This window comes from Bacteroides sp. MSK.18.37, from assembly GCF_019129155.2.
In the GTDB taxonomy this organism is placed as follows: Bacteria; Bacteroidota; Bacteroidia; order Bacteroidales; family Bacteroidaceae; genus Bacteroides; species Bacteroides ovatus.
This window is the reverse complement of sequence record NZ_JAHOIB020000001.1, coordinates 6,171,601-6,190,719: the sequence shown is the minus strand read 5'-3', so window position 1 is coordinate 6,190,719 and position 19,119 is coordinate 6,171,601. Positions and strand designations below refer to the sequence as shown.

Sequence of the window (19,119 nt, the reverse complement as noted above, 5' to 3'; positions counted from 1 at the left end):
AGATATTATGATAAAACACTATTTCAAAGTAGCATTTAGAAACTTGTGGAAGTACAAGGCACAGAATATAATTTCCACCATCGGATTGGCAGTAGGACTACTGTGTTTTAGTATATGTATGTATTGCAGTCGTTTTGTAGAATCTACCAATCATTGCTTTGACAATTATTCCCGCATAGCCGAGTTAAATCTCTATAATGAACAGACTGGTGACTATTTTTCCGGCACACAAGTAGCATTATCCGAAGAACTCCGTACTTGGGCTATGGGTGAAGTGGAAGCGATCTCTTGTATGGCATATCCCCGTGAACGCTCTTTTCAGGTTGAACTGTCTCCGGATAAATCATTGCCATACGATCTTGAAATTATAGAAGTCGATACCCTATACAATAAAGTCTTTACTCCGCAAATGGTAGTTGGTAACTGGCGGACAGCAAGCCGGATGCCCAACGCGGTTATTATAAGCCGGTCCACTGCCATAAAGATATTTGGTCAGGTGGAGACTGCCATTGGCAAACACCTGACTCTTACAAGACGGCTTTATACTTCTCCGGACAGTACACCAAAGACAGGAGGTATTGTGTACACAATCCAAGCAGTGATGGAAGATCTTCCACTGAACAATGATTTTAATTTTATGTGTCATACCGATGCATTGGTTATCAACGACAGTGAGGGACTTTTTCAGAGTCCGAAACGTCGCGATATAACGGGAGCCCGGACATACGTTTTGTTATCTCCGCAGGTTGGCATTACTGGTTTGGAAAAACAATTTTCCAAGCGCGACTATACTTATAGCCTATATAACGAGACTTATACCGTTGTTGCCCGTTATATAGGAGACCGGTCGCAGGAGAAAGGTATTTATATTCTGGGATGGGTCACCGGAATTGTCGGCATATTGATATTGTTGGTTGGATTGATTAATTTCTTTCATTTTCTCATCGGCTCTTTCCTGAATCGCACTAAGGAATACGCCATAATGAAAATGCTTGGTTCTGATTGGAAACGGCTGTTCTGCCTGTTATTAACACAGTCACTGATGATTGTATTTGCATCCTCATTTTTGGTGATATGGGGTATCGAACTAATTGGAGATAGAATGGATTTCTCTTTGCCAGGCCTCACAATGACTTTCCCTCCTGAAACACTATTAAAGCATATTCTGCAATACATTGTTTTTCTTGCATTGCTTTGCATGGCAGTCTGTCTGCTGGTATCCGTCCGTATTCGCAGGTCTTCCATACAGACAGGTATCTATGGAGGTCAAAAACGTCGCGGGAAACAGTGGGGACGTAACTTTATGCTCGGCGTCCAGTTCTTTATTTGCTGGATATTCGTAACGCTGACTGTCAGCCTGTTTTTGCAATCAGGAAAGGTGACTGAAACCTTATTTCATACGTTAAGTCAGGAAGATAAAGAAGCGATTCTTAGTATTCCGCTGGACTATCCATTTCTGGAGAATCAAGAAAAACAGGAAATGGTGGAACGTTTCAGGCAGCATGCCGGTGTGAAAGATATTTTGTTATCTGATATATCTTATACTCATGGAATATCCGGAAACTTGTTAATGACGGAGAAAGGAAATGATAACTCTTGGATTGATATTAATGTAATGTGTGTACCATTGAATTTCTTCACCTTTATGAATATTCCGATAACGGAGGGCAGGACGATCCGGACAAAAAAGGATCTCGTAATGGATGAAGTCTGGCAGAAAAGACAAAAGAAAGATATCATCGGAATGAACTTTTACGACCAGACCAGTGATTTCACCGTTTGTGGAGTATGTGCCCCCTTTCAAACAGATGTACATAACCATAATGGCGGATATGCTTTCACACTTTATGATTCTTCTGAATACATAGGTCACTGCTATGTGAAATGTTACCCTGAACAGCAAAAAGAAGTCATGAAATGGATGGAAACCATCCGTCGTGAAGTGCTGCCGGAGAATATTTCTTCCCAAGTACGTACATTTCAGGATGATTTGTACGAAGTGCAGGCAGTGGAATATATTCTGAAAGATATCATCTCGTTTTTTGCAATTGTAAGCATCATCATTACCCTGTTGGGAGTGTATTCCAGCATTACGCTCGATACAGAACGCCGCCAGAAAGAGGTTGCCATTCGCAAAGTGAACGGAGCCGGAATACGTTCCATCATCTGGCTGTTTGCACGTTTGTACCTGATTTTGCTGATGGTGACTGCCGCCATCACCTTTCCGCTCATTTACGTGGTATTGCAACTGTGGAAACAAATGTACACCGTATTTTTTAATGATGGAATATTATATTGGGGAAGCATATTTTGGGGAGTAACCTTATTGACAGTAATTACCATTATCTTTAAAATACTGCGGATTGCACGTCTCAATCCCGCAGAAGTAATCAAAAACGAATAAAATTAATAATTCTAAAAACAATACAGTTATGATTAAGACCATTGACTTACAGAAGATTTTCAAAACGGAAGAAGTAGAAACTTGGGCGTTGAATAACGTCAGTATCGAAGTGAAACAAGGTGAATTTGTAGCCATCATGGGTCCCTCCGGCTGTGGCAAGTCAACATTGCTCAACATTTTGGGGCTACTTGATAACCCGACAGGAGGAGAGTATTATCTGAACGGAACGGAAGTCTCCCGGTATACCGAGTCGCAACGTACCAGTCTTCGCAAAGGCGTGATAGGCTTCGTATTTCAGAGCTTTAACCTGATAGACGAGTTGAACGTATACGAAAATATCGAACTTCCTTTGCTTTATATGGGTATTTCCGCTGCCGAACGGAAAAAGAGGGTAGAGTCAGCTATGGAGAGAATGGCCATTACTCATCGTAGTAAACACTTTCCGCAACAACTTTCCGGTGGTCAGCAGCAACGTGTTGCCATTGCCCGTGCCGTCGTGGCCAACCCTAAACTGATTTTGGCCGATGAGCCAACCGGTAACCTGGACTCCAAAAACGGTAAAGAAGTGATGGGGCTATTGAGCGAACTGAATAAAGAGGGAACCACCATTGTCATGGTGACCCACTCACAACACGATGCCGGTTATGCCGACCGTATCATAAACCTGTTTGATGGACAGGTGGTGACCGAAGTTAGTATGTAAGCACAAGCTATCAATAAAAAGTATATCATGATAAAACATTATCTGAAAGTAGCCTTTCGTAATCTGATAAAGTATAAAACACAAAGTCTTGTTAGTATTATCGGATTAGCAGTCGGCTTTACCTGTTTTGCGCTGTCGGTATTATGGATACGTTATGAAATGACGTATGATAATTTTCATGAGGGAGCCGATCGCATTTATCTGGCAGGCAGTAGCTTTCGTCTTTATGGAGACGGATTTACCTATAATTCATCTAGTTTTCTAGCTGATTATTTGGCAAAGAATTGTCCGGAGATAGAGAAAGTATGTCGTATATTTTATGACTGGAATGAAAAAAAGATTAAGAATGAGGATGTTGAGTTTGTGGTACGACGTATAGAGGTAGATTCAAATTTCATTTCAATGTTTAATATTAAAGTATTGGATGGAGATAACCATCTACAGCTAAAAAAGGATGAAATTGCTATAACAGAAAATACGGCAAAGCGAATATTTGGGAAAGAATCTCCGATAGGTAAACACTTGATTTTAGAGGAAAGTAACGAAGAAAAAATAATCGTTGCAGTTGTAAAGTCATGGGAAGGACACTCTTTGTTTTCATTTGATATATTATTGCCATTTCATGATACAAACCCCAATTGGGGGAACCAACGATGCCAAACGCTTTTTCGTATTTATCCCAACTGTGATATAGAAGCATTGAAACAGAGGTTGTCAGAATATGAAGTACAACAAGATGGTCATAAATATCCAAATTCTACGCTTATTGCTCCATTATCCACATTGCGGAGTAGTCATCCGAGGGAAGATGTGAATGTGAAGTTGAATCATATTCGTCTTTTTGCATGTATTAGCGGTTTGGTTATAATTTGTGGAATATGTAATTATTTAACAATGTTGATAACTCGTATCCGGATGCGTAAACGTGAGTTAGCGTTGAGGAAAGTCAATGGTTCATCAAATGGTGGGTTACTCACTTTACTTCTTACAGAACTTGTCTTGTTACTAATTTTATCTTCAGGAATAGGGTTGGTATTGATAGAACTCATCCTGCCGACTTTTAAACGTTTGTCACAAATCTATGAGGGTGCTTCATTTTTTTATATCGAAGTATTTGTTTATATACTATCATTGATTGCCGTGACAGTTGGTTTTGCATCTCTGCTTATACGATACATTAGCAAGCGAACTCTACTTAGTAATATAAACAAAAAATCTAATCTTCATCTCTCCGGTTGGTTTTATAAGAGTAGCATTTTATTTCAGTTGTTTATTGGTATAGCCTTTGTTTTTTGTACTTTGGTGATGATGAAGCAACTTAACTTCTTGTTGAATACCAAAGAACTTGGAATAGAACGGCATAATGTGGGAGCTGTTGTTTATTGCTCTGAAAATGTTCCTTTTAAAGAAATATTAGAACAGATGCCCGATGTTACAAAGTATTTGAGTGGCTTTCAGACACCTATTCCCAAAATGTATTTTTCAACATTCAGGATAAAGGAGTGGGAAGGAAAGACAACTGATAGTGAGCAATATATAGATCTAGAAGATGAGACGATCAATCAAGAATATGCCGATTTCTTTGGAGTTGAGGTGCTGGAGGGAAGCATGCTGGATGAAAAGGATGGAAAAAATATGGTTGTTATAAATGAAGCTGCTGTGAAAGCTTTCGGATGGACACAACCGGTTGGAAAGAAAATTGATAAATTAGGAAGGCATTATATAGTGAAAGGGGTTATTAAAAATATTTCATATAATGCCCCAATACACCCGGTAGCCCCTGCTATGTTTTTTTTGCCGGATAATACAGGCAGAGGAGGTATTATATTCAAAGTGAAAGAAGGGACTTGGAACGTTGTTTCTGAAAAGATAAAAGCGGAAGTGAATAAAGTTAATCCAAATGCAGAATTGATGTTGTCTAATATGGAAGAGGTTTATGACACTTATATGAAATCAGAGAGAACTTTGTGTCAATTGTTGAGCATAGTTTCTTTTATATGTATAGCGATTGCCGTATTCGGCATATTTTCATTGGTGACTTTATCCTGCCAGCAACGGCGTAAAGAAATAGCTATACGCAAGGTAAATGGAGCCAATATAGGAATAATCCTGAATCTATTCTTTAGAGAATATTTACTTTTACTTGTGTTTTCATCGTTCTTTGCTTTTCCGTTGGGATATGTCATGATGAAACATTGGCTAGAAAATTATATAAAGCAAACACCGATAGAATGGTGGCTCTATGCAGTCATATTCATAGGAATGGGATTTGTCATTTTCCTAAGCATCATCTGGCGTGTATGGAAAGCCGCCCAGCAAAATCCGGCGGAAGTACTTAAGGGTGAATAAGATAAAATAAAAGTCCGGCACATTGATTTGTGTCAGACTTTTCTTTTATTCACCCGATAAGAGTGATATATTTCTCGTAGATTATAAAAGATCCAATGCTTTAAATGCCTTAACTAGCTTTTCTACAGCACGGTCAATTTGATCTTTTGTATGAGTAGCCATCAATGCCACACGTACCAAAGTGTCTTGCGGTGCACATGCCGGAGGAATAACCGGATTGATAAATACCCCCTCGTCGAAAGCCAATTTAGTGACCATGAATGTTTTTTCCGTGTCACGTACATAAAGAGGAATGATAGGTGATTCTGTTGCACCGATTTCAAATCCTGCTTCACGGAAACGCTTCAATGCATAGTTGGTAGCTTCCCACAGCGCTTCAAGTCTTTCCGGTTCATCCTGGATGATGTGGAGAGCTTCAAGAGCAGATGCAGTAGCAGCCGGAGTGTTGGACGCACTAAATATATAAGTACGTGCGTTGTGGCGTAACCAGTTGATGATAGAAGAATCAGCAGCAATGAATCCACCGATAGAAGCCAATGATTTGCTGAAAGTACCCATAATCAAGTCAACTTCGTGAGTCAGACCGAAATGGTCGCAAACACCACGTCCTTGTTTTCCAAATACACCCAAGCCATGAGCTTCGTCTACCATGATAGTAGCGTTGTATTTATGTTTCAAGCGTACGATTTCGGGCAAGTTTGCCAGGTCGCCTTCCATAGAGAACACACCGTCTACTATGATGAGCTTCACTGAATCCGGGTTGCACTTTTGAAGTTGCTTTTCCAGATCCGCCATATCGTTATGCTTATATTTTAATTGTTGAGAGAAGGAGAGACGACGGCCATCTACGATAGATGCGTGGTCGCGGTCATCGCAAATGATATAATCATTGCGGTCTGTCAAAGCAGGGATAACTCCGGAATTCACCGTAAAACCGGTTGAGAAGCAGAGCGCTTCATCTTTGCCTACAAAGGCAGCCAGTTCTTTCTCCAACTGAACGTGCAGGTCAAGCGTACCATTCAAGAAGCGCGAGCCTGCGCAACCGGAACCATATTTATGCATGGCTTTGATACCTGCTTCAATCACTCTTTCATCTCCCGTAAGGCCAGTGTATGCATTGGAACCGAACATCAACACTTCGTGTCCGCCCATTTCTACCTCTGTACCCTGCTTTCCTTCTATCTCACGGAAATATGGGTAAACGCCCTGTGCCATAAACTTTTGTGGCAGGTCGTACTTAGCTAACTTCTCTTGTAATAATCCCATGAATTATAATTTATTATACTCATACTCAGATCGTTCGCTGACGATCTTACATCCTTTTATCTTAACAAGTGTTTAAAAACAGGGGGCAAAGATAACAAAATTTGCTTTTATCTGTTCTTTTTAAGAGAAAAAAGTTGCTCTCGTATGATTAGAAACCTCTAATAGATTAAAATTTAAGATATTTATATTACTTTTGTCGTCTACAATCGACAAGAATAGCATGAACGAAAGAATGAAAAAAATAAAATTCGTCGTCAATCCTATTTCGGGAACACAAAGTAAAGAATTGATTCTTAACTTGCTGGACGAAAAAATAGACAAGGCGAGATACTCTTGGGAAGTAGTGTATACGGAAAGAGCCGGTCATGCAGTAGAAATAGCTGCCAAAGCTGCCGAAGAGAAAACAGATATAGTAGTGGCTATTGGTGGGGATGGAACAATCAATGAAATAGCTCGTTCGTTGGTGCATACTGATACCGCGCTGGGAATTATTCCCTGCGGATCGGGCAATGGACTGGCGAGGCATCTGCATATACCGATGGAACCGAAGAGAGCATTGGAAGTGCTGAACGAAGGTTGCGTGGATGTGATAGATTATGGTAAGATTAACGGTACGGATTTTTTCTGCACTTGCGGAGTGGGATTCGACGCGTTTGTCAGTCTGAAGTTTGCGCATGCCGGTAAACGGGGGCTATTGACTTATCTGGAGAAAACCCTGCAGGAAAGTCTTAAATATGAGCCGGAAACGTACGAACTGGAAACGGAAAACGGAGTTTCCAAGTATAAAGCCTTCCTGATTGCCTGCGGAAACGCGTCGCAATATGGAAACAATGCTTATATCGCACCGCAAGCCACTCTGACAGATGGTTTGCTGGATGTGACTATTCTCGAACCGTTCACCGTATTGGACGTTCCTTCATTGGCCTTTCAATTATTCAATAAAACAATCGATCAGAATAGCCGTATCAAGACTTTCCGCTGCAAGCAGTTGTGCATCCGCCGGACTACTCCGGGTGTCGTGCATTTTGATGGTGACCCCATGGAAACGGATGCCAATGTAAATATTCAGCTGATTCAAAGAGGATTGCGCGTGGTAGTGCCACGAGCACCGGAAAAGGATGCAGCCAATGTGCTCCAAAGAGCGCAGGAATATATGAATGGCATCAAATTGATGAATGAAGCCATCGTTGACAATATAACAGATAGAAACAAGAAAATATTGAAAAAGCTGACAAAGAAAGTCTGATAAAATAACGGATTACTGACACCGAATTACAAATTATTGCGTACTTTTGCGCAGTTTTGGTTCGATCAAAATAAAAACGCGAGTGATAATCGTTTAAATAAAAAATATATGTTTAGAACGCACACATGTGGAGAGCTTAGAATCTCTGATGTAAACAAGCAAGTCACGCTGTCCGGATGGGTACAGCGCAGCCGTAAGATGGGAGGGATGACTTTCATTGACCTTCGCGACCGTTACGGAATTACCCAATTGGTTTTTAATGAAGAAATTAATGCTGAACTCTGTGAACGTGCTAATAAATTGGGACGTGAGTTCGTCATTCAAGTGACAGGAACGGTTAATGAACGTTTCAGCAAGAATGCAAACATTCCTACCGGAGACATTGAAATCATTGTTTCCGAACTGAACGTACTAAATACTGCCATGATTCCTCCGTTCACTATCGAAGATAACACGGATGGGGGTGATGATATCCGCATGAAATACCGTTATCTGGATTTACGCCGTAACGCTGTACGTTCCAATTTGGAACTGCGTCATAAAATGACAATTGAAGTTCGCAAATATCTGGATAGTCTGGGTTTCATCGAAGTGGAAACGCCCGTTTTGATCGGTTCTACTCCTGAAGGCGCACGCGACTTCGTGGTGCCGTCACGTATGAATCCGGGACAGTTCTATGCACTTCCGCAGTCTCCGCAGACCTTGAAACAGTTGTTGATGGTTTCCGGTTTCGACCGTTATTTCCAGATTGCGAAATGTTTCCGCGACGAGGACTTACGTGCCGACCGTCAACCGGAATTTACACAGATCGACTGTGAAATGAGCTTCGTTGAGCAAGAAGATATTATCTCTACTTTCGAAGGAATGGCTAAACATTTGTTTAAGACTCTTCGTGGTGTGGAACTGAATGAACCATTCCAACGTATGTCTTGGGCGGACGCCATGAAATATTATGGTAGCGATAAACCGGATTTGCGTTTCGGCATGAAATTCGTGGAACTGATGGATATCATGAAAGGTCACGGATTCTCTGTATTCGATAATGCGGCTTATGTGGGCGGTATCTGCGCCGAAGGTGCTGCGACTTATACCCGCAAGCAACTGGATGCATTGACCGAATTTGTAAAGAAACCGCAGATTGGTGCGAAAGGAATGGTTTATGCCCGTGTGGAAGCCGACGGAACGGTGAAATCGAGTGTAGATAAATTCTATACGCAGGAGGTGCTCCAGCAAATGAAAGAAGCATTCGGAGCTAAACCGGGTGATTTGATTCTGATTCTGTCTGGCGACGATGTAATGAAAACACGTAAACAACTTTGCGAGCTTCGTCTGGAAATGGGTGCTCAACTGGGATTGCGTGATAAGAATAAGTTTGTTTGCCTTTGGGTGATTGACTTCCCGATGTTCGAATGGAGCGAAGAGGAAGGCCGTCTGATGGCTATGCATCATCCGTTTACTCATCCGAAAGAGGAAGACATTCCGATGTTGGACACTGATCCGGCAGCTGTACGTGCAGATGCATACGATATGGTAATCAACGGTGTGGAAGTTGGCGGCGGATCTATCCGTATCCACGATGCGAAATTGCAGGCGAAGATGTTCGAGATTCTTGGATTCACTCCGGAGAAGGCAGAGGCACAGTTTGGCTTCCTGATGAATGCCTTTAAGTATGGTGCGCCTCCTCACGGTGGTTTGGCATACGGACTCGACCGTTGGGTGTCTTTGTTTGCAGGATTGGATTCTATACGTGACTGTATTGCGTTCCCGAAAAATAATTCCGGACGTGATGTGATGTTGGACGCACCCTCTGCAATCGACCAGAGCCAGCTTGATGAACTGAATTTGATCGTAGATTTGAAAGAGGGCGAGTGAAAGAATCTGTACGCATATTCCGTTTTATAGTCATCGGTACAATGAACGCTTTGATTATGGCGTTGGTTGTATGGTTAATGATGAAAGAAATGTCATTTGACGGCGACTATATGGTGGCTAATATAACAGCGTATCTGATAGCTCAAATCCATAACTTTATCTGGTGCAAATACTGGATATTCCCCGTAGAAAATAAAAAGAATAGTATCTGGAAACAGATACTACTCTTTTGCTCTGCTTTTGCCGTGGCTTACACCGCACAGTTTTTATTTCTTGTGTTATTGGTAGAAGGATTGGACGTGAATGAATATCTGGCTCAATTCTTGGGATTGTTTATTTATGGAGGGGCTAATTTCCTAGCCAACAAAAAAATAACGTTTCAATGAGATAGTTATTTATGATGATATATTGAAAGGGTACAGAGTTCTAAATTTAGATTTGAACTCTGTGCCCTTCTTTTTTCTTTATTAGATAAACCTCCTGCAATGAAGGTATGTGGGTAAGCCTTTAATCCAGAAAGCGTTTGGTAAGTCCATCATATTCGTCAATCCGACGATCACGAAGGAAAGGCCACCAACGGCGAACGTTTTCCGAACGTTCCATATCTATTTCCACTACTATGTTTTCCGGGTGATCGTTTCCGGCTTGTGTCAGAAATTCCCCTTGTGGTCCTGCTACAAAACTGTTTCCCCAGAATAAGATACCGTTTGTCTGTCCGGAAGGATCAGGTTCGTGTCCTACACGGTTGACGGAGATAACAGGAAGTCCATTGGCAACGGCATGAGCGCGTTGTGAAATAATCCAGGCATTGAGTTGGCGGGCTTTTTCATCGTCCGTGTCGCTGCTTTCCCAGCCAATGGCGGTAGGATAAATTAAAAGTTCCGCACCTTTTAGTGCCATCAGGCGGGCAGCTTCCGGATACCATTGATCCCAGCATACTAATACGCCCAGTTTTCCTAAAGATGTTTGAATCGGTTCAAAACCAATGTCTCCCGGAGTGAAATAGAACTTTTCGTAGTAAGCCGGATCATCGGGAATATGCATTTTTCGGTATTTTCCTGCAATGCTTCCGTCGCGGTCGAATACGACAGCGGTATTATGATAAAGTCCGGGAGCACGTTTCTCAAAAAGAGAGGTGACAAGGACTACTTTATTAGCTGCTGCCAACTCGGAATAAAAGCCTGTGGAAGGCCCGGGAATTGGTTCGGCAAGATCAAACAGGTTAGTGTTTTCTGTCTGGCAGAAATAAAGTGAATTGTGCAACTCCTGGAGCACAATCAGTTGTGCGCCGTGAGCGGCACAAGCCTCGATACTCTTTGCGAGGTTCATCAGATTGGCTTTTATATCTGCGGTATTGGATTGTTGGATGATTCCGACTTTTATCTTTCTCATGATGAATAATTAGTGGGTTGATTCATTCATTATTTTATAATTCCTTTATAGCTCCTTTGTAATTCTTTTATGACTCCTTTATAACACCCAGCGGATATTGCATGGTGACACAGTGTAGGGAACCGTGCTGTTTAATCAGGGCACGGCAGTCTATTCCAATTATTTGATGGTTTGGAAAGGCTTGCTGCAATACTTCTCCTGCTTTTTTGTCATTCACCGGCTGATTGTATGTCGGGTAGAGAATAACGTCGTTCATAATCAGGAAATTGGCGTAAGTTGCAGGCAGGCGTTCGCCGTCTTCTTCTATCTTGTCTGCCATGGGTAAGGCCAATAGGCGATAGGGCTCTCCTGCTAAGGTGCGGAATGTTTTCAGCTGTTCTTCCATTGCGAGCAGTGCTTCGTAATGTTCGTCTTCTTTGTTTTCGCATTTCACGTAAGCGATGGTGTCGGTAGAACAGAAGCGTGCCAAAGTGTCGATGTGGCTGTCAGTATCATCACCGGCCAGATAACCGTGGTCTAACCAAAGCACCTTTTGCAGGTGGAAGGTTGATTTCAGGTATTCTTCTATCTCTACCTGGTTCAGTCGTCCGTTTCGTTGGGGAGAGAGCAGACATTTGGAAGTGGTAAGCAATGTACCCATTCCGTCGCTTTCGATAGAACCTCCTTCGAGTACGAAGTCGAGGTGGTCTATATACTGGCCTTTCAAGGCTCCGGCTTCTACGGCATGTTTAGTAATTTGATTATCCAGTTCGGAAGCAAATTTCAGTCCCCAGCCGTTGAAGGTGAAGTCGAGCAGGGAAGGGGTGCCGGTATCTATCATTGTTATGGCTCCGTGGTCGCGGGCCCATGTGTCATTGGTGGCACATTCCAGAAAGCGGACGTTATTCATATTGACAGTAGCAGCTATCTGCTTTTTCACTTCTTCCGGTTCGGGAGTGACGATCAATAATAATTCACGCTTCGCTATTTCTCTGGCAATATTGATAAAACACTCTTGCACTTCCGCCAGCATGTAGGCCCAATCTGTACCGGCATGTGGCCATGTTAACTGTATACCGCTCTGCATGTGCCATTCGGCAGGCAAATGAGATGCTCTCATTTCTACCTGTACGGTCATGTTTTTGCCGAAGTTCAACTGCAAATCTTTCTCCGAGCCGCTTGGGCTGGGGAGTCCAACCATGATTCCCATTAGACTATATATATTTAGTTATTTATAAAATCAGTTTATTGTCTGCATCTAAAGTCAGTTTGTTTTCTGCATCGATGTGACTGTTATGCATTGGTTTCCTGTTTCGGCTTCCGGTCAAAGAACGGATTCTTGGAGGATGCGCTAACGGGGATTGCCATTACCATCTTGCAGTCTTTCAGCCAGTTCAGGCGTTGTGCTGCCAATCCGGCGGAGAACATGACGCGTGTGTCTACGCGTAAATCGGCTGCCGTGGCGCACGCGGAACCTATTGCGATACCTACATCTATGCTGTTCAATGCGCAGGGAACTCCATCAGTACGTCCGGCACAGGTGGCAAATCCGCAATGGCCGCAGTTCAAGCCCTGTGTCTGCTCGCGTGTTCCTATCAGTACAACACATTCGGCACTTAGGATGTTGTCGGCATCACGAAGGAAGAATTTCATTCCGTGTTCTTCTACCATAGCTATCATAGTGTCCGATAATTGTTTAATCTCTTCATCAGTGATTAGGGCCACTTCAATAATATCGATTCCTTTTCCTTTCGGAGCAGTGCGCGCAGCCGTCATCATCTGACGTGCTACCTGCAATATATGCTCGTGACGAGCGTCTCTTTCGTTCAGTATCATAACTTTCTTGAATTAATTAGTAAGGCAAAGATAAATGAAAATTGGCAAAATTACACTAGATGATGAAATAAATAGGGGCTATCATTTGAGTCTGATATGAAAAAACTTTCGTATCGGACTTTGTGTTATTGGGCGGAAAAGGCTATCTTTGTATCTGTCAACTTATAAAGTTATGAGTATATGAGTAATAAAATTTATCCTATCGGCATACAGAACTTCGAGAAAATCCGTAAAGGAGGTTATTGCTATATAGATAAGACTGCTTGGATATATCAAATGGTGAAAACTGGCAGTTATTATTTTCTTAGTCGTCCACGTCGTTTTGGGAAAAGTTTGTTACTATCTACTTTGGAAGCCTATTTTCAGGGGAAAAAAGGACTTTTCGAAGGATTGGCGATAGAGAAACTGGAAAAAGATTGGATCAAATATCCCATTCTGCATTTAGATCTGAATGCGGAGAAATATACGAATCCTGAAGCACTCGACCAGGTTTTAGAGAGTGCTTTACGGGGGTGGGAAGCTCTTTATGGTGCACAGGATTATGAGAAAACATTCGCTTCCCGCTTTCAAGGTATTATTCAGCGTGCTTGTGAGAAAGAGGGCCAGAGTGTCGTTATTCTTGTGGATGAATACGATAAGCCTATGTTACAGGCGATTGGTAATGATGAACTCCAGAAGAGTTTCCGTGATACATTGAAGGCTTTCTATGGAGCCTTAAAAAGCAAGGATGGCTGCATTAAATTTGGTATGCTTACGGGAGTTACAAAATTCGGAAAGGTAAGTGTATTCAGCGATCTGAATAATCTGGAGGATATTTCTATGCGTCAGCAGTATATAGAAATCTGCGGAATCAGTGATCGTGAGTTGCATGAGAACTTTGAAACTGAATTGCATGAATTTGCCGATGCGCAAGGTTTGACGTATGATGAAATTTGCACAGAAATGCGTGAAAGATATGATGGTTATCATTTCACTCATGATTCTATAGGTATGTATAATCCGTTCAGTGTGCTTAATACCCTTAAATATAATGTGTTTGGCAACTACTGGTTTGAAACGGGCACACCTACTTATCTGGTCGAATTACTAAAAAAACATCATTACGATCTTCACCGGATGGCTCATGAAGAAACCAGCGCTGACGTACTGAATAGTATTGATTCAACTTCTGACAATCCTATCCCTGTGATTTATCAGAGCGGTTATCTTACCATAAAAGGCTACGATCGTGAATTTGAAACTTATCGCCTGGGATTTCCCAATCGTGAAGTGGAGGAAGGTTTTGTGAAATATCTCATGCCTTTTTATGCCAATATAAATGCCGTAGAATCATCTTTTGAGATTCAGAAGTTTGTCCGCGAAGTCCGTTCGGGAGATTATGATTCTTTTTTCCGTCGTCTTCAGAGTTTCTTTGCAGACACTCCTTATGAATTGGTTCGCGATTTGGAATTGCATTATCAGAATGTCCTCTTTATCGTGTTCAAATTAGTTGGTTTTTATGTAAAAGCAGAATATCACACGAGCCAGGGACGTATCGATCTTGTTTTGCAGACTGATAAATTTATCTATGTCATGGAATTCAAGCTGGAGGGTACGGCTGAAGAAGCCTTGCAACAGATCAATGAAAAGCATTATGCTAAACCTTTCGAAAGTGATGGGCGAACACTTTTTAAGATTGGAGTGAATTTTAGTGCTGAAACACGAAACATTGAGAAGTGGGTGACGGAACTTCAATAAATATAATTTTGGCAGGATTTTCAAGAGAACAAATAGATGTTACATATTAATAATGCCTGTATTGCTTTTGGTACGGAAGTGCTTTTCTCCGGTTTCAGTATGAAGTTGGAAAGGGGAGAAACGGCTTGCATTGTCGGTCAATCCGGTTGTGGAAAGACTTCGTTGCTGAATGCGGTAATGGGGTTTGTGCCTTTGAAAGAAGGATCTATACAGGTAGGGGAAACATTGCTTGATATATCGACTATCGATAGTGTCCGCAGACAGATTGCATGGATTCCTCAAGAATTGGCACTACCTTTTGAATGGGTCAAAGAGATGGTGGCTCTCCCGTTCGGACTGAAAGTGAATCGTTCTGTTCCTTTTTCGGAAGAAAGACTTTTCACTTGTTTCGATGAATTGGGGCTGGAACACGAATTATATACAAAGAGGGTGAATGAAGTATCGGGTGGTCAACGCCAACGTATTATGTTGGCTGTGGCTGCAATGCTCAACAAACCTCTCATTATCATAGATGAACCGACTTCTGCTTTGGATGCCGGATCGACCGGTAAAGTCCTGTCTTTTTTCCGGCGACAGGCGGAAAGGGGAACGGCTGTGTTAGCCGTATCACATGATAAGGACTTTGCTTCGGGTTGTCATTATTTAATAGAACTGTAATTAATTGAACTGTAACGCAAATCGGATAGAATTGTTAAGAATATATTGTGGGAACGATTGATATATCATATTATAATCTCTTTATAGGGCTGCTATTGCTTGCCATTCCGTTTTTTTACCTTTGGAAATTTAAAACGGGATTGCTAAAACCTGCCGTGATTGGTACATTACGGATGATTATCCAGCTGTTCTTTATCGGCGTGTATCTGAAATATCTCTTTTTATGGAACAATCCCTGGATTAATTTTCTTTGGGTGATAATTATGGTATTCGTGGCCGGGCAGACCGCATTGGTACGTACCCAGTTGAAACGTAGTGTTTTATTAATCCCTATTACGGTAGGATTTCTTTGTAGTGTTGTATTGGTAGGCATCTATTTTATCGGTATTGTTCTCCAACTGGATAATATATTTAGCGCCCAATACTTTATTCCAATATTCGGAATTCTGATGGGTAATATGCTGTCGAGCAATGTAATAGCTTTGAATACTTATTATAGTGGATTGAAACGTGAACAGCAACTATATCGGTATTTATTGGGAAACGGAGCAACAAGGCAGGAAGCGCAGGCTCCATTTATCCGGCAGGCCATCATTAAATCGTTTAGTCCCCTGATTGCGAACATTGCCGTGATGGGATTGGTGGCTCTTCCGGGCACGATGATCGGACAAATTCTAGGAGGAAGCAGCCCGAATGTCGCTATCAAGTATCAGATGATGATTATGGTGATTACTTTCACAGCATCTATGCTATCGCTAATGATTACTATTTCATTGGCTTCGCGTCGATCTTTTGATGCATACGGAAAACTGCTGGAGGTAACAAAAGAACCTAGGAAATGACTGTTATTGACCAGATATTCTATAAAGTAGCTGAAATAGCTATTCCACACTTCTTTATAACAGTGGAGTTTTCAGCATCCGGCACAGAAATGCCGGAACATATCGAGGCTTTCCTGCAGGAAAAATACGAAGCAATTCTTCGTGGAGCCAGTGGACGTAAATTTATCTATAAGGAAGGAGAGTGGCGGCTTATTTTCACTTTCTTCCCTACGGACAGAGTCATAGACGAACGGTATGCACTGAAAAACAAGATACAAATGATAAATAAGGTGCAAATGAAAAGCAAAAGCTAACCGGTTATTAGCGTGTTTATTATTTGCCTTTCAACATTCCCCATAAGCAGCGAAGCTGCACAAATTGTTCTCCGGGCTGCACATATCCGCCTTCAAACATCTTTTCCGACACTTGAAATTTGAAAAGATGATGGCGTATGTACGTCTCTACAGCCGGGGATTGTTTTTTGGCGAATGACAGCAAATTGACCTTTCCATCTTCACGAATGAGAACTTTTGCTTTGATTGTGCGAAAACCGTACTCTTTGCAGTGTTTGGTTTCTACTTTATCAATCCAGAAGATAGCGGTAGCTTTGACCGTATCTACCGTACAATCTTCGATATTGTCAATCTTTGCAGCCTCGGCTACGGACATTTCGGTACTATCACTTTTCTTGGGCTGGCAAGAAACCATCATAACTAGTAGCAACAGTAAAGTCAAATTTGTTTTCATCGTATTCTTTATTTAGATGGAGTAAAAGTACAGAATTTCAATAAATAACAGAAGTTTTAGGCGAAAATTTATAATTAGTTTTTATTCCGGAACCGGTTTTATCCGTATTTATCCGATGAAAACAGGCAAAAGGCAACAAGAATATAAACTCTTTTTGCCTTTTGCCTATTGATAAAACTGAAAAATGAAATTAACTGTTTAATCTAAAATTTATATGGATATAGTTATGGTTTAGCGGAAGTCTTTCAGTTCTTCCTGTAATTTCTGACGGGTAAAGAAGATCCGACTTTTTACGGTACCCAACGGAAGATTCAGTTTTTCTGCTATTTCGCGGTATTTGAATCCGGAAACGTGCATGGCAAACGGAACCCTGTATTCTTTCGGAAGAGCATTGACTACACGGTGCATCTCTTTCAGGTCGTATGTTCTTTCAGTACTTTCAAACCCTGCATCTTGCGGCAAATATAAGATGATAAAGGTTATCGGTCTTGTCGACAAATGTCTGGTCGCGAACTACCTTACGATAATTATTGATAAAGATATTGCGCATGATGGTGTACATCCATCCTTTGAAATTTGTATCGGGTGTATATTTATCTTCATTATCTAATGCTTTCAATGAGGTTTCCTGCAGCAAATCGTTTGCTTCTTCGCGGTCTGTTGTCAGTTTGTATGCGAAACGTAGTAATTCTTCCTGAACTCCTACCAAATCTTTTCTGAAGCTTAAACTTTTCATATGTGTTGTTTTTAAAATGTGAGTATTCGTTGTAAAAATTTTGATGATGCAAGTTTAAGATATTTTGTCGACCTTGGTAGGGGAGAATCAGACGTAATTTAGGGGGATTTCTATCAACAGATAGTTTTTAGGTCCTTTTTGATAGTTTCTGGGTGGTATTTTATATCTTTTGCGGTGGTCTCAAAAAATGGATAACGATAAATTCTCTAAAAAACGATCACTTAGTATGTTAATTCCTATTTTATTTATTATCTTTGCAATCAAATTTTCTACCAATAATGAAAATTAAGGAAATAGTAAGCGCCCTTGAACGATTCGCGCCTCTGCCATTGCAAGACGGATTTGATAATGCCGGCCTGCAAATCGGATTGACAGAAGCGGAAGCAACAGGGGCTTTGTTGTGTCTTGACGTTACCGAAGCTGTGTTGGATGAAGCTATCGCGCTGGGGTACAATCTCGTTATATCGCACCATCCGCTCATTTTCAAAGGCTATAAATCTATCACGGGCAAAGATTACGTGGAACGCTGCATACTGAAAGCAATAAAGAATGATATTGTGATCTATTCAGCACATACTAATCTTGATAATGCACAAGGTGGAGTCAATTATAAGATAGCAGAGAAAATAGGGTTGAAGAATCTGAAAGTGCTTGAACCGAAAGAGAACAGTTTGATTAAGCTGGTGACTTTCGTGCCGGATGCACAAGCCGATAGTGTGCGCGAAGTATTGTTTGCAGCCGGATGCGGAAATATAGGTAACTATGATTCATGCAGTTACAGTCTGAAAGGAGAGGGAACCTTCCGAGCAAAAGAGGGGACGCATCCTTTCTGTGGAACAATCGGTGAACTGCATCATGAAAATGAAGTAAGGATTGAAACCATTCTTCCTATATATAAGAAAGCGGAAGTTGTAAAAGCGTTATTGTCTGTACATCCTTATGAGGAACCGGCATTCGACTTGTATCCGTTGCAGAATAACTGGTCGCAGGCAGGTTCGGGAATTGTAGGTGAATTGGATGAATCGGAAACGGAACTCGAGTTTCTGAAACGCATCAAGAAAATCTTCGAAGTGGGTTGTGTACGTCATAACAAACTGACAGGGAGAGAAATACAGAAGGTCGCCTTGTGTGGTGGTGCCGGAGCTTTTCTGCTTCCACAGGCAATTCGGACGGGTGCGGATGTCTTTATTACGGGAGAAATCAAATATCATGATTATTTCGGCCACGAGGGTGATATTCTGATGGCAGAGATTGGTCATTACGAAAGCGAACAATATACAAAAGAAATTTTTTATTCCATAATCCGGGATTTATTTCCTAATTTTGCACTCCAATTGAGTAAAATAAATACGAATCCCATAAAATATTTATAAG

16 protein-coding genes and 1 pseudogene are annotated in these 19,119 nt (G+C 41.4%); 11 read left to right on the top strand and 6 right to left on the bottom strand.

The window, feature by feature from the left end:
- Positions 1-7 precede the first annotated feature (7 nt).
- The 3 genes from KSX81_RS23840 to KSX81_RS23830 are packed head-to-tail and all read left to right on the top strand — an operon-like array spanning position 8 to position 5,456.
- Positions 8-2,404: an ABC transporter permease gene (locus KSX81_RS23840; protein WP_217725921.1), complete on the top strand. Its 2,397-nt coding sequence runs from the start codon at positions 8-10 to the stop codon at positions 2,402-2,404.
- Positions 2,405-2,432: 28 nt separating this feature from the next.
- Complete coding sequence (locus KSX81_RS23835) at positions 2,433-3,107, top strand: ABC transporter ATP-binding protein (RefSeq protein ID WP_004295924.1); 675 nt, start codon at positions 2,433-2,435, stop codon at positions 3,105-3,107.
- Positions 3,108-3,134: 27 nt separating this feature from the next.
- On the top strand, positions 3,135-5,456 hold the full coding sequence (locus KSX81_RS23830; RefSeq protein ID WP_004295925.1) for an ABC transporter permease: 2,322 nt from the start codon (positions 3,135-3,137) through the stop codon (positions 5,454-5,456).
- A gap of 81 nt (positions 5,457-5,537) precedes the next feature.
- Here the strand turns inward: KSX81_RS23830 and spt are convergent, their stop codons facing one another.
- The gene (spt, locus tag KSX81_RS23825; protein WP_004295926.1) at positions 5,538-6,722 is read right to left on the bottom strand and encodes a serine palmitoyltransferase; all 1,185 of its coding nucleotides are present in this window, start codon (positions 6,720-6,722) and stop codon (positions 5,538-5,540) included.
- A gap of 220 nt (positions 6,723-6,942) precedes the next feature.
- Here spt and KSX81_RS23820 point away from each other — a divergent pair, with 220 nt between their 5' ends.
- The 3 genes from KSX81_RS23820 (at position 6,943) to KSX81_RS23810 (ending at position 10,226) form a co-directional block, all read left to right on the top strand.
- Positions 6,943-7,968, top strand: a complete 1,026-nt coding sequence (locus KSX81_RS23820) for a diacylglycerol/lipid kinase family protein (protein ID WP_217725920.1) — start codon at positions 6,943-6,945, stop codon at positions 7,966-7,968.
- Positions 7,969-8,076: 108 nt separating this feature from the next.
- Complete coding sequence (gene aspS / locus KSX81_RS23815; protein ID WP_004318227.1) at positions 8,077-9,840, top strand: aspartate--tRNA ligase; 1,764 nt, start codon at positions 8,077-8,079, stop codon at positions 9,838-9,840.
- Positions 9,837-10,226: a GtrA family protein gene (locus KSX81_RS23810; RefSeq protein ID WP_004295929.1), complete on the top strand. Its 390-nt coding sequence runs from the start codon at positions 9,837-9,839 to the stop codon at positions 10,224-10,226. Before aspS ends, KSX81_RS23810 begins: the two co-directional genes overlap by 4 nt.
- Positions 10,227-10,347: 121 nt before the next feature.
- Here KSX81_RS23810 and KSX81_RS23805 read toward each other — a convergent pair whose 3' ends face one another.
- From KSX81_RS23805 to KSX81_RS23795, 3 genes are all read right to left on the bottom strand, one after another.
- Positions 10,348-11,232: a carbon-nitrogen hydrolase gene (locus KSX81_RS23805; protein WP_004295930.1), complete on the bottom strand. Its 885-nt coding sequence runs from the start codon at positions 11,230-11,232 to the stop codon at positions 10,348-10,350.
- Between the two features lie 67 nt (positions 11,233-11,299).
- Positions 11,300-12,421, bottom strand: a complete 1,122-nt coding sequence (locus tag KSX81_RS23800; RefSeq protein ID WP_004295931.1) for an agmatine deiminase family protein — start codon at positions 12,419-12,421, stop codon at positions 11,300-11,302.
- 83 nt (positions 12,422-12,504) lie between these two features.
- Positions 12,505-13,047 (bottom strand): ferredoxin domain-containing protein, encoded by a 543-nt coding sequence (locus tag KSX81_RS23795; RefSeq protein WP_004295932.1) that lies wholly within the window; start codon positions 13,045-13,047, stop codon positions 12,505-12,507.
- A 180-nt stretch (positions 13,048-13,227) separates the two neighbouring features.
- Between KSX81_RS23795 and KSX81_RS23790 the strand changes: the two genes are divergently transcribed.
- From KSX81_RS23790 to KSX81_RS23775, 4 genes are read left to right on the top strand one after another with little or no spacing between them, the layout of a single operon-like run.
- On the top strand, positions 13,228-14,784 hold the full coding sequence (locus KSX81_RS23790) for an ATP-binding protein (RefSeq protein ID WP_004295933.1): 1,557 nt from the start codon (positions 13,228-13,230) through the stop codon (positions 14,782-14,784).
- A gap of 36 nt (positions 14,785-14,820) precedes the next feature.
- Complete coding sequence (locus tag KSX81_RS23785) at positions 14,821-15,441, top strand: ATP-binding cassette domain-containing protein (protein WP_004308918.1); 621 nt, start codon at positions 14,821-14,823, stop codon at positions 15,439-15,441.
- Positions 15,442-15,488: 47 nt separating this feature from the next.
- Positions 15,489-16,283, top strand: coding sequence for an ABC transporter permease (locus KSX81_RS23780; RefSeq protein WP_004295936.1), 795 nt, complete (start codon positions 15,489-15,491; stop codon positions 16,281-16,283).
- Positions 16,280-16,576 carry a hypothetical protein gene (locus tag KSX81_RS23775; RefSeq protein WP_004295937.1) on the top strand — a complete coding sequence of 99 codons (297 nt, stop codon included), beginning with the start codon at positions 16,280-16,282 and terminating at the stop codon, positions 16,574-16,576. The genes KSX81_RS23780 and KSX81_RS23775 overlap by 4 nt, the downstream gene beginning before the upstream one ends.
- A gap of 19 nt (positions 16,577-16,595) precedes the next feature.
- Here KSX81_RS23775 and KSX81_RS23770 read toward each other — a convergent pair whose 3' ends face one another.
- Both KSX81_RS23770 and KSX81_RS23765 read right to left on the bottom strand, forming a co-directional pair.
- A complete protein-coding gene (locus KSX81_RS23770; RefSeq protein ID WP_004295938.1) occupies positions 16,596-17,009 on the bottom strand; it encodes a DUF4891 domain-containing protein in 414 nt (137 codons plus the stop codon).
- Between the two features lie 231 nt (positions 17,010-17,240).
- Positions 17,241-17,745: pseudogene (locus KSX81_RS23765) on the bottom strand (RNA polymerase sigma factor).
- A 278-nt stretch (positions 17,746-18,023) separates the two neighbouring features.
- Here KSX81_RS23765 and KSX81_RS23760 point away from each other — a divergent pair.
- Entirely contained in the window at positions 18,024-19,118 is a 1,095-nt protein-coding gene (locus KSX81_RS23760) for a Nif3-like dinuclear metal center hexameric protein (RefSeq protein WP_004295941.1), read from the top strand.
- Position 19,119: the final 1 nt, after the last annotated feature.

Excerpts from the sequence above, each read along its gene's own strand:
- KSX81_RS23840 (WP_217725921.1), top strand. The coding sequence starts at position 8 with ATGATAAAACACTATTTCAAAGTAGCATTTAGAAACTTGTGGAAGTAC.
- KSX81_RS23835 (WP_004295924.1), top strand. The coding sequence starts at position 2,433 with ATGATTAAGACCATTGACTTACAGAAGATTTTCAAAACGGAAGAAGTA.
- KSX81_RS23830 (WP_004295925.1), top strand. The coding sequence starts at position 3,135 with ATGATAAAACATTATCTGAAAGTAGCCTTTCGTAATCTGATAAAGTAT.
- spt (WP_004295926.1), bottom strand. The coding sequence starts at position 6,722 with ATGGGATTATTACAAGAGAAGTTAGCTAAGTACGACCTGCCACAAAAG.
- KSX81_RS23820 (WP_217725920.1), top strand. The coding sequence starts at position 6,943 with ATGAACGAAAGAATGAAAAAAATAAAATTCGTCGTCAATCCTATTTCG.
- aspS (WP_004318227.1), top strand. The coding sequence starts at position 8,077 with ATGTTTAGAACGCACACATGTGGAGAGCTTAGAATCTCTGATGTAAAC.
- KSX81_RS23805 (WP_004295930.1), bottom strand. The coding sequence starts at position 11,232 with ATGAGAAAGATAAAAGTCGGAATCATCCAACAATCCAATACCGCAGAT.
- KSX81_RS23800 (WP_004295931.1), bottom strand. The coding sequence starts at position 12,421 with ATGGGAATCATGGTTGGACTCCCCAGCCCAAGCGGCTCGGAGAAAGAT.
- KSX81_RS23795 (WP_004295932.1), bottom strand. The coding sequence starts at position 13,047 with ATGATACTGAACGAAAGAGACGCTCGTCACGAGCATATATTGCAGGTA.
- KSX81_RS23790 (WP_004295933.1), top strand. The coding sequence starts at position 13,228 with ATGAGTAATAAAATTTATCCTATCGGCATACAGAACTTCGAGAAAATC.
- KSX81_RS23785 (WP_004308918.1), top strand. The coding sequence starts at position 14,821 with ATGTTACATATTAATAATGCCTGTATTGCTTTTGGTACGGAAGTGCTT.
- KSX81_RS23775 (WP_004295937.1), top strand. The coding sequence starts at position 16,280 with ATGACTGTTATTGACCAGATATTCTATAAAGTAGCTGAAATAGCTATT.
- KSX81_RS23770 (WP_004295938.1), bottom strand. The coding sequence starts at position 17,009 with ATGAAAACAAATTTGACTTTACTGTTGCTACTAGTTATGATGGTTTCT.
- KSX81_RS23760 (WP_004295941.1), top strand. The coding sequence starts at position 18,024 with ATGAAAATTAAGGAAATAGTAAGCGCCCTTGAACGATTCGCGCCTCTG.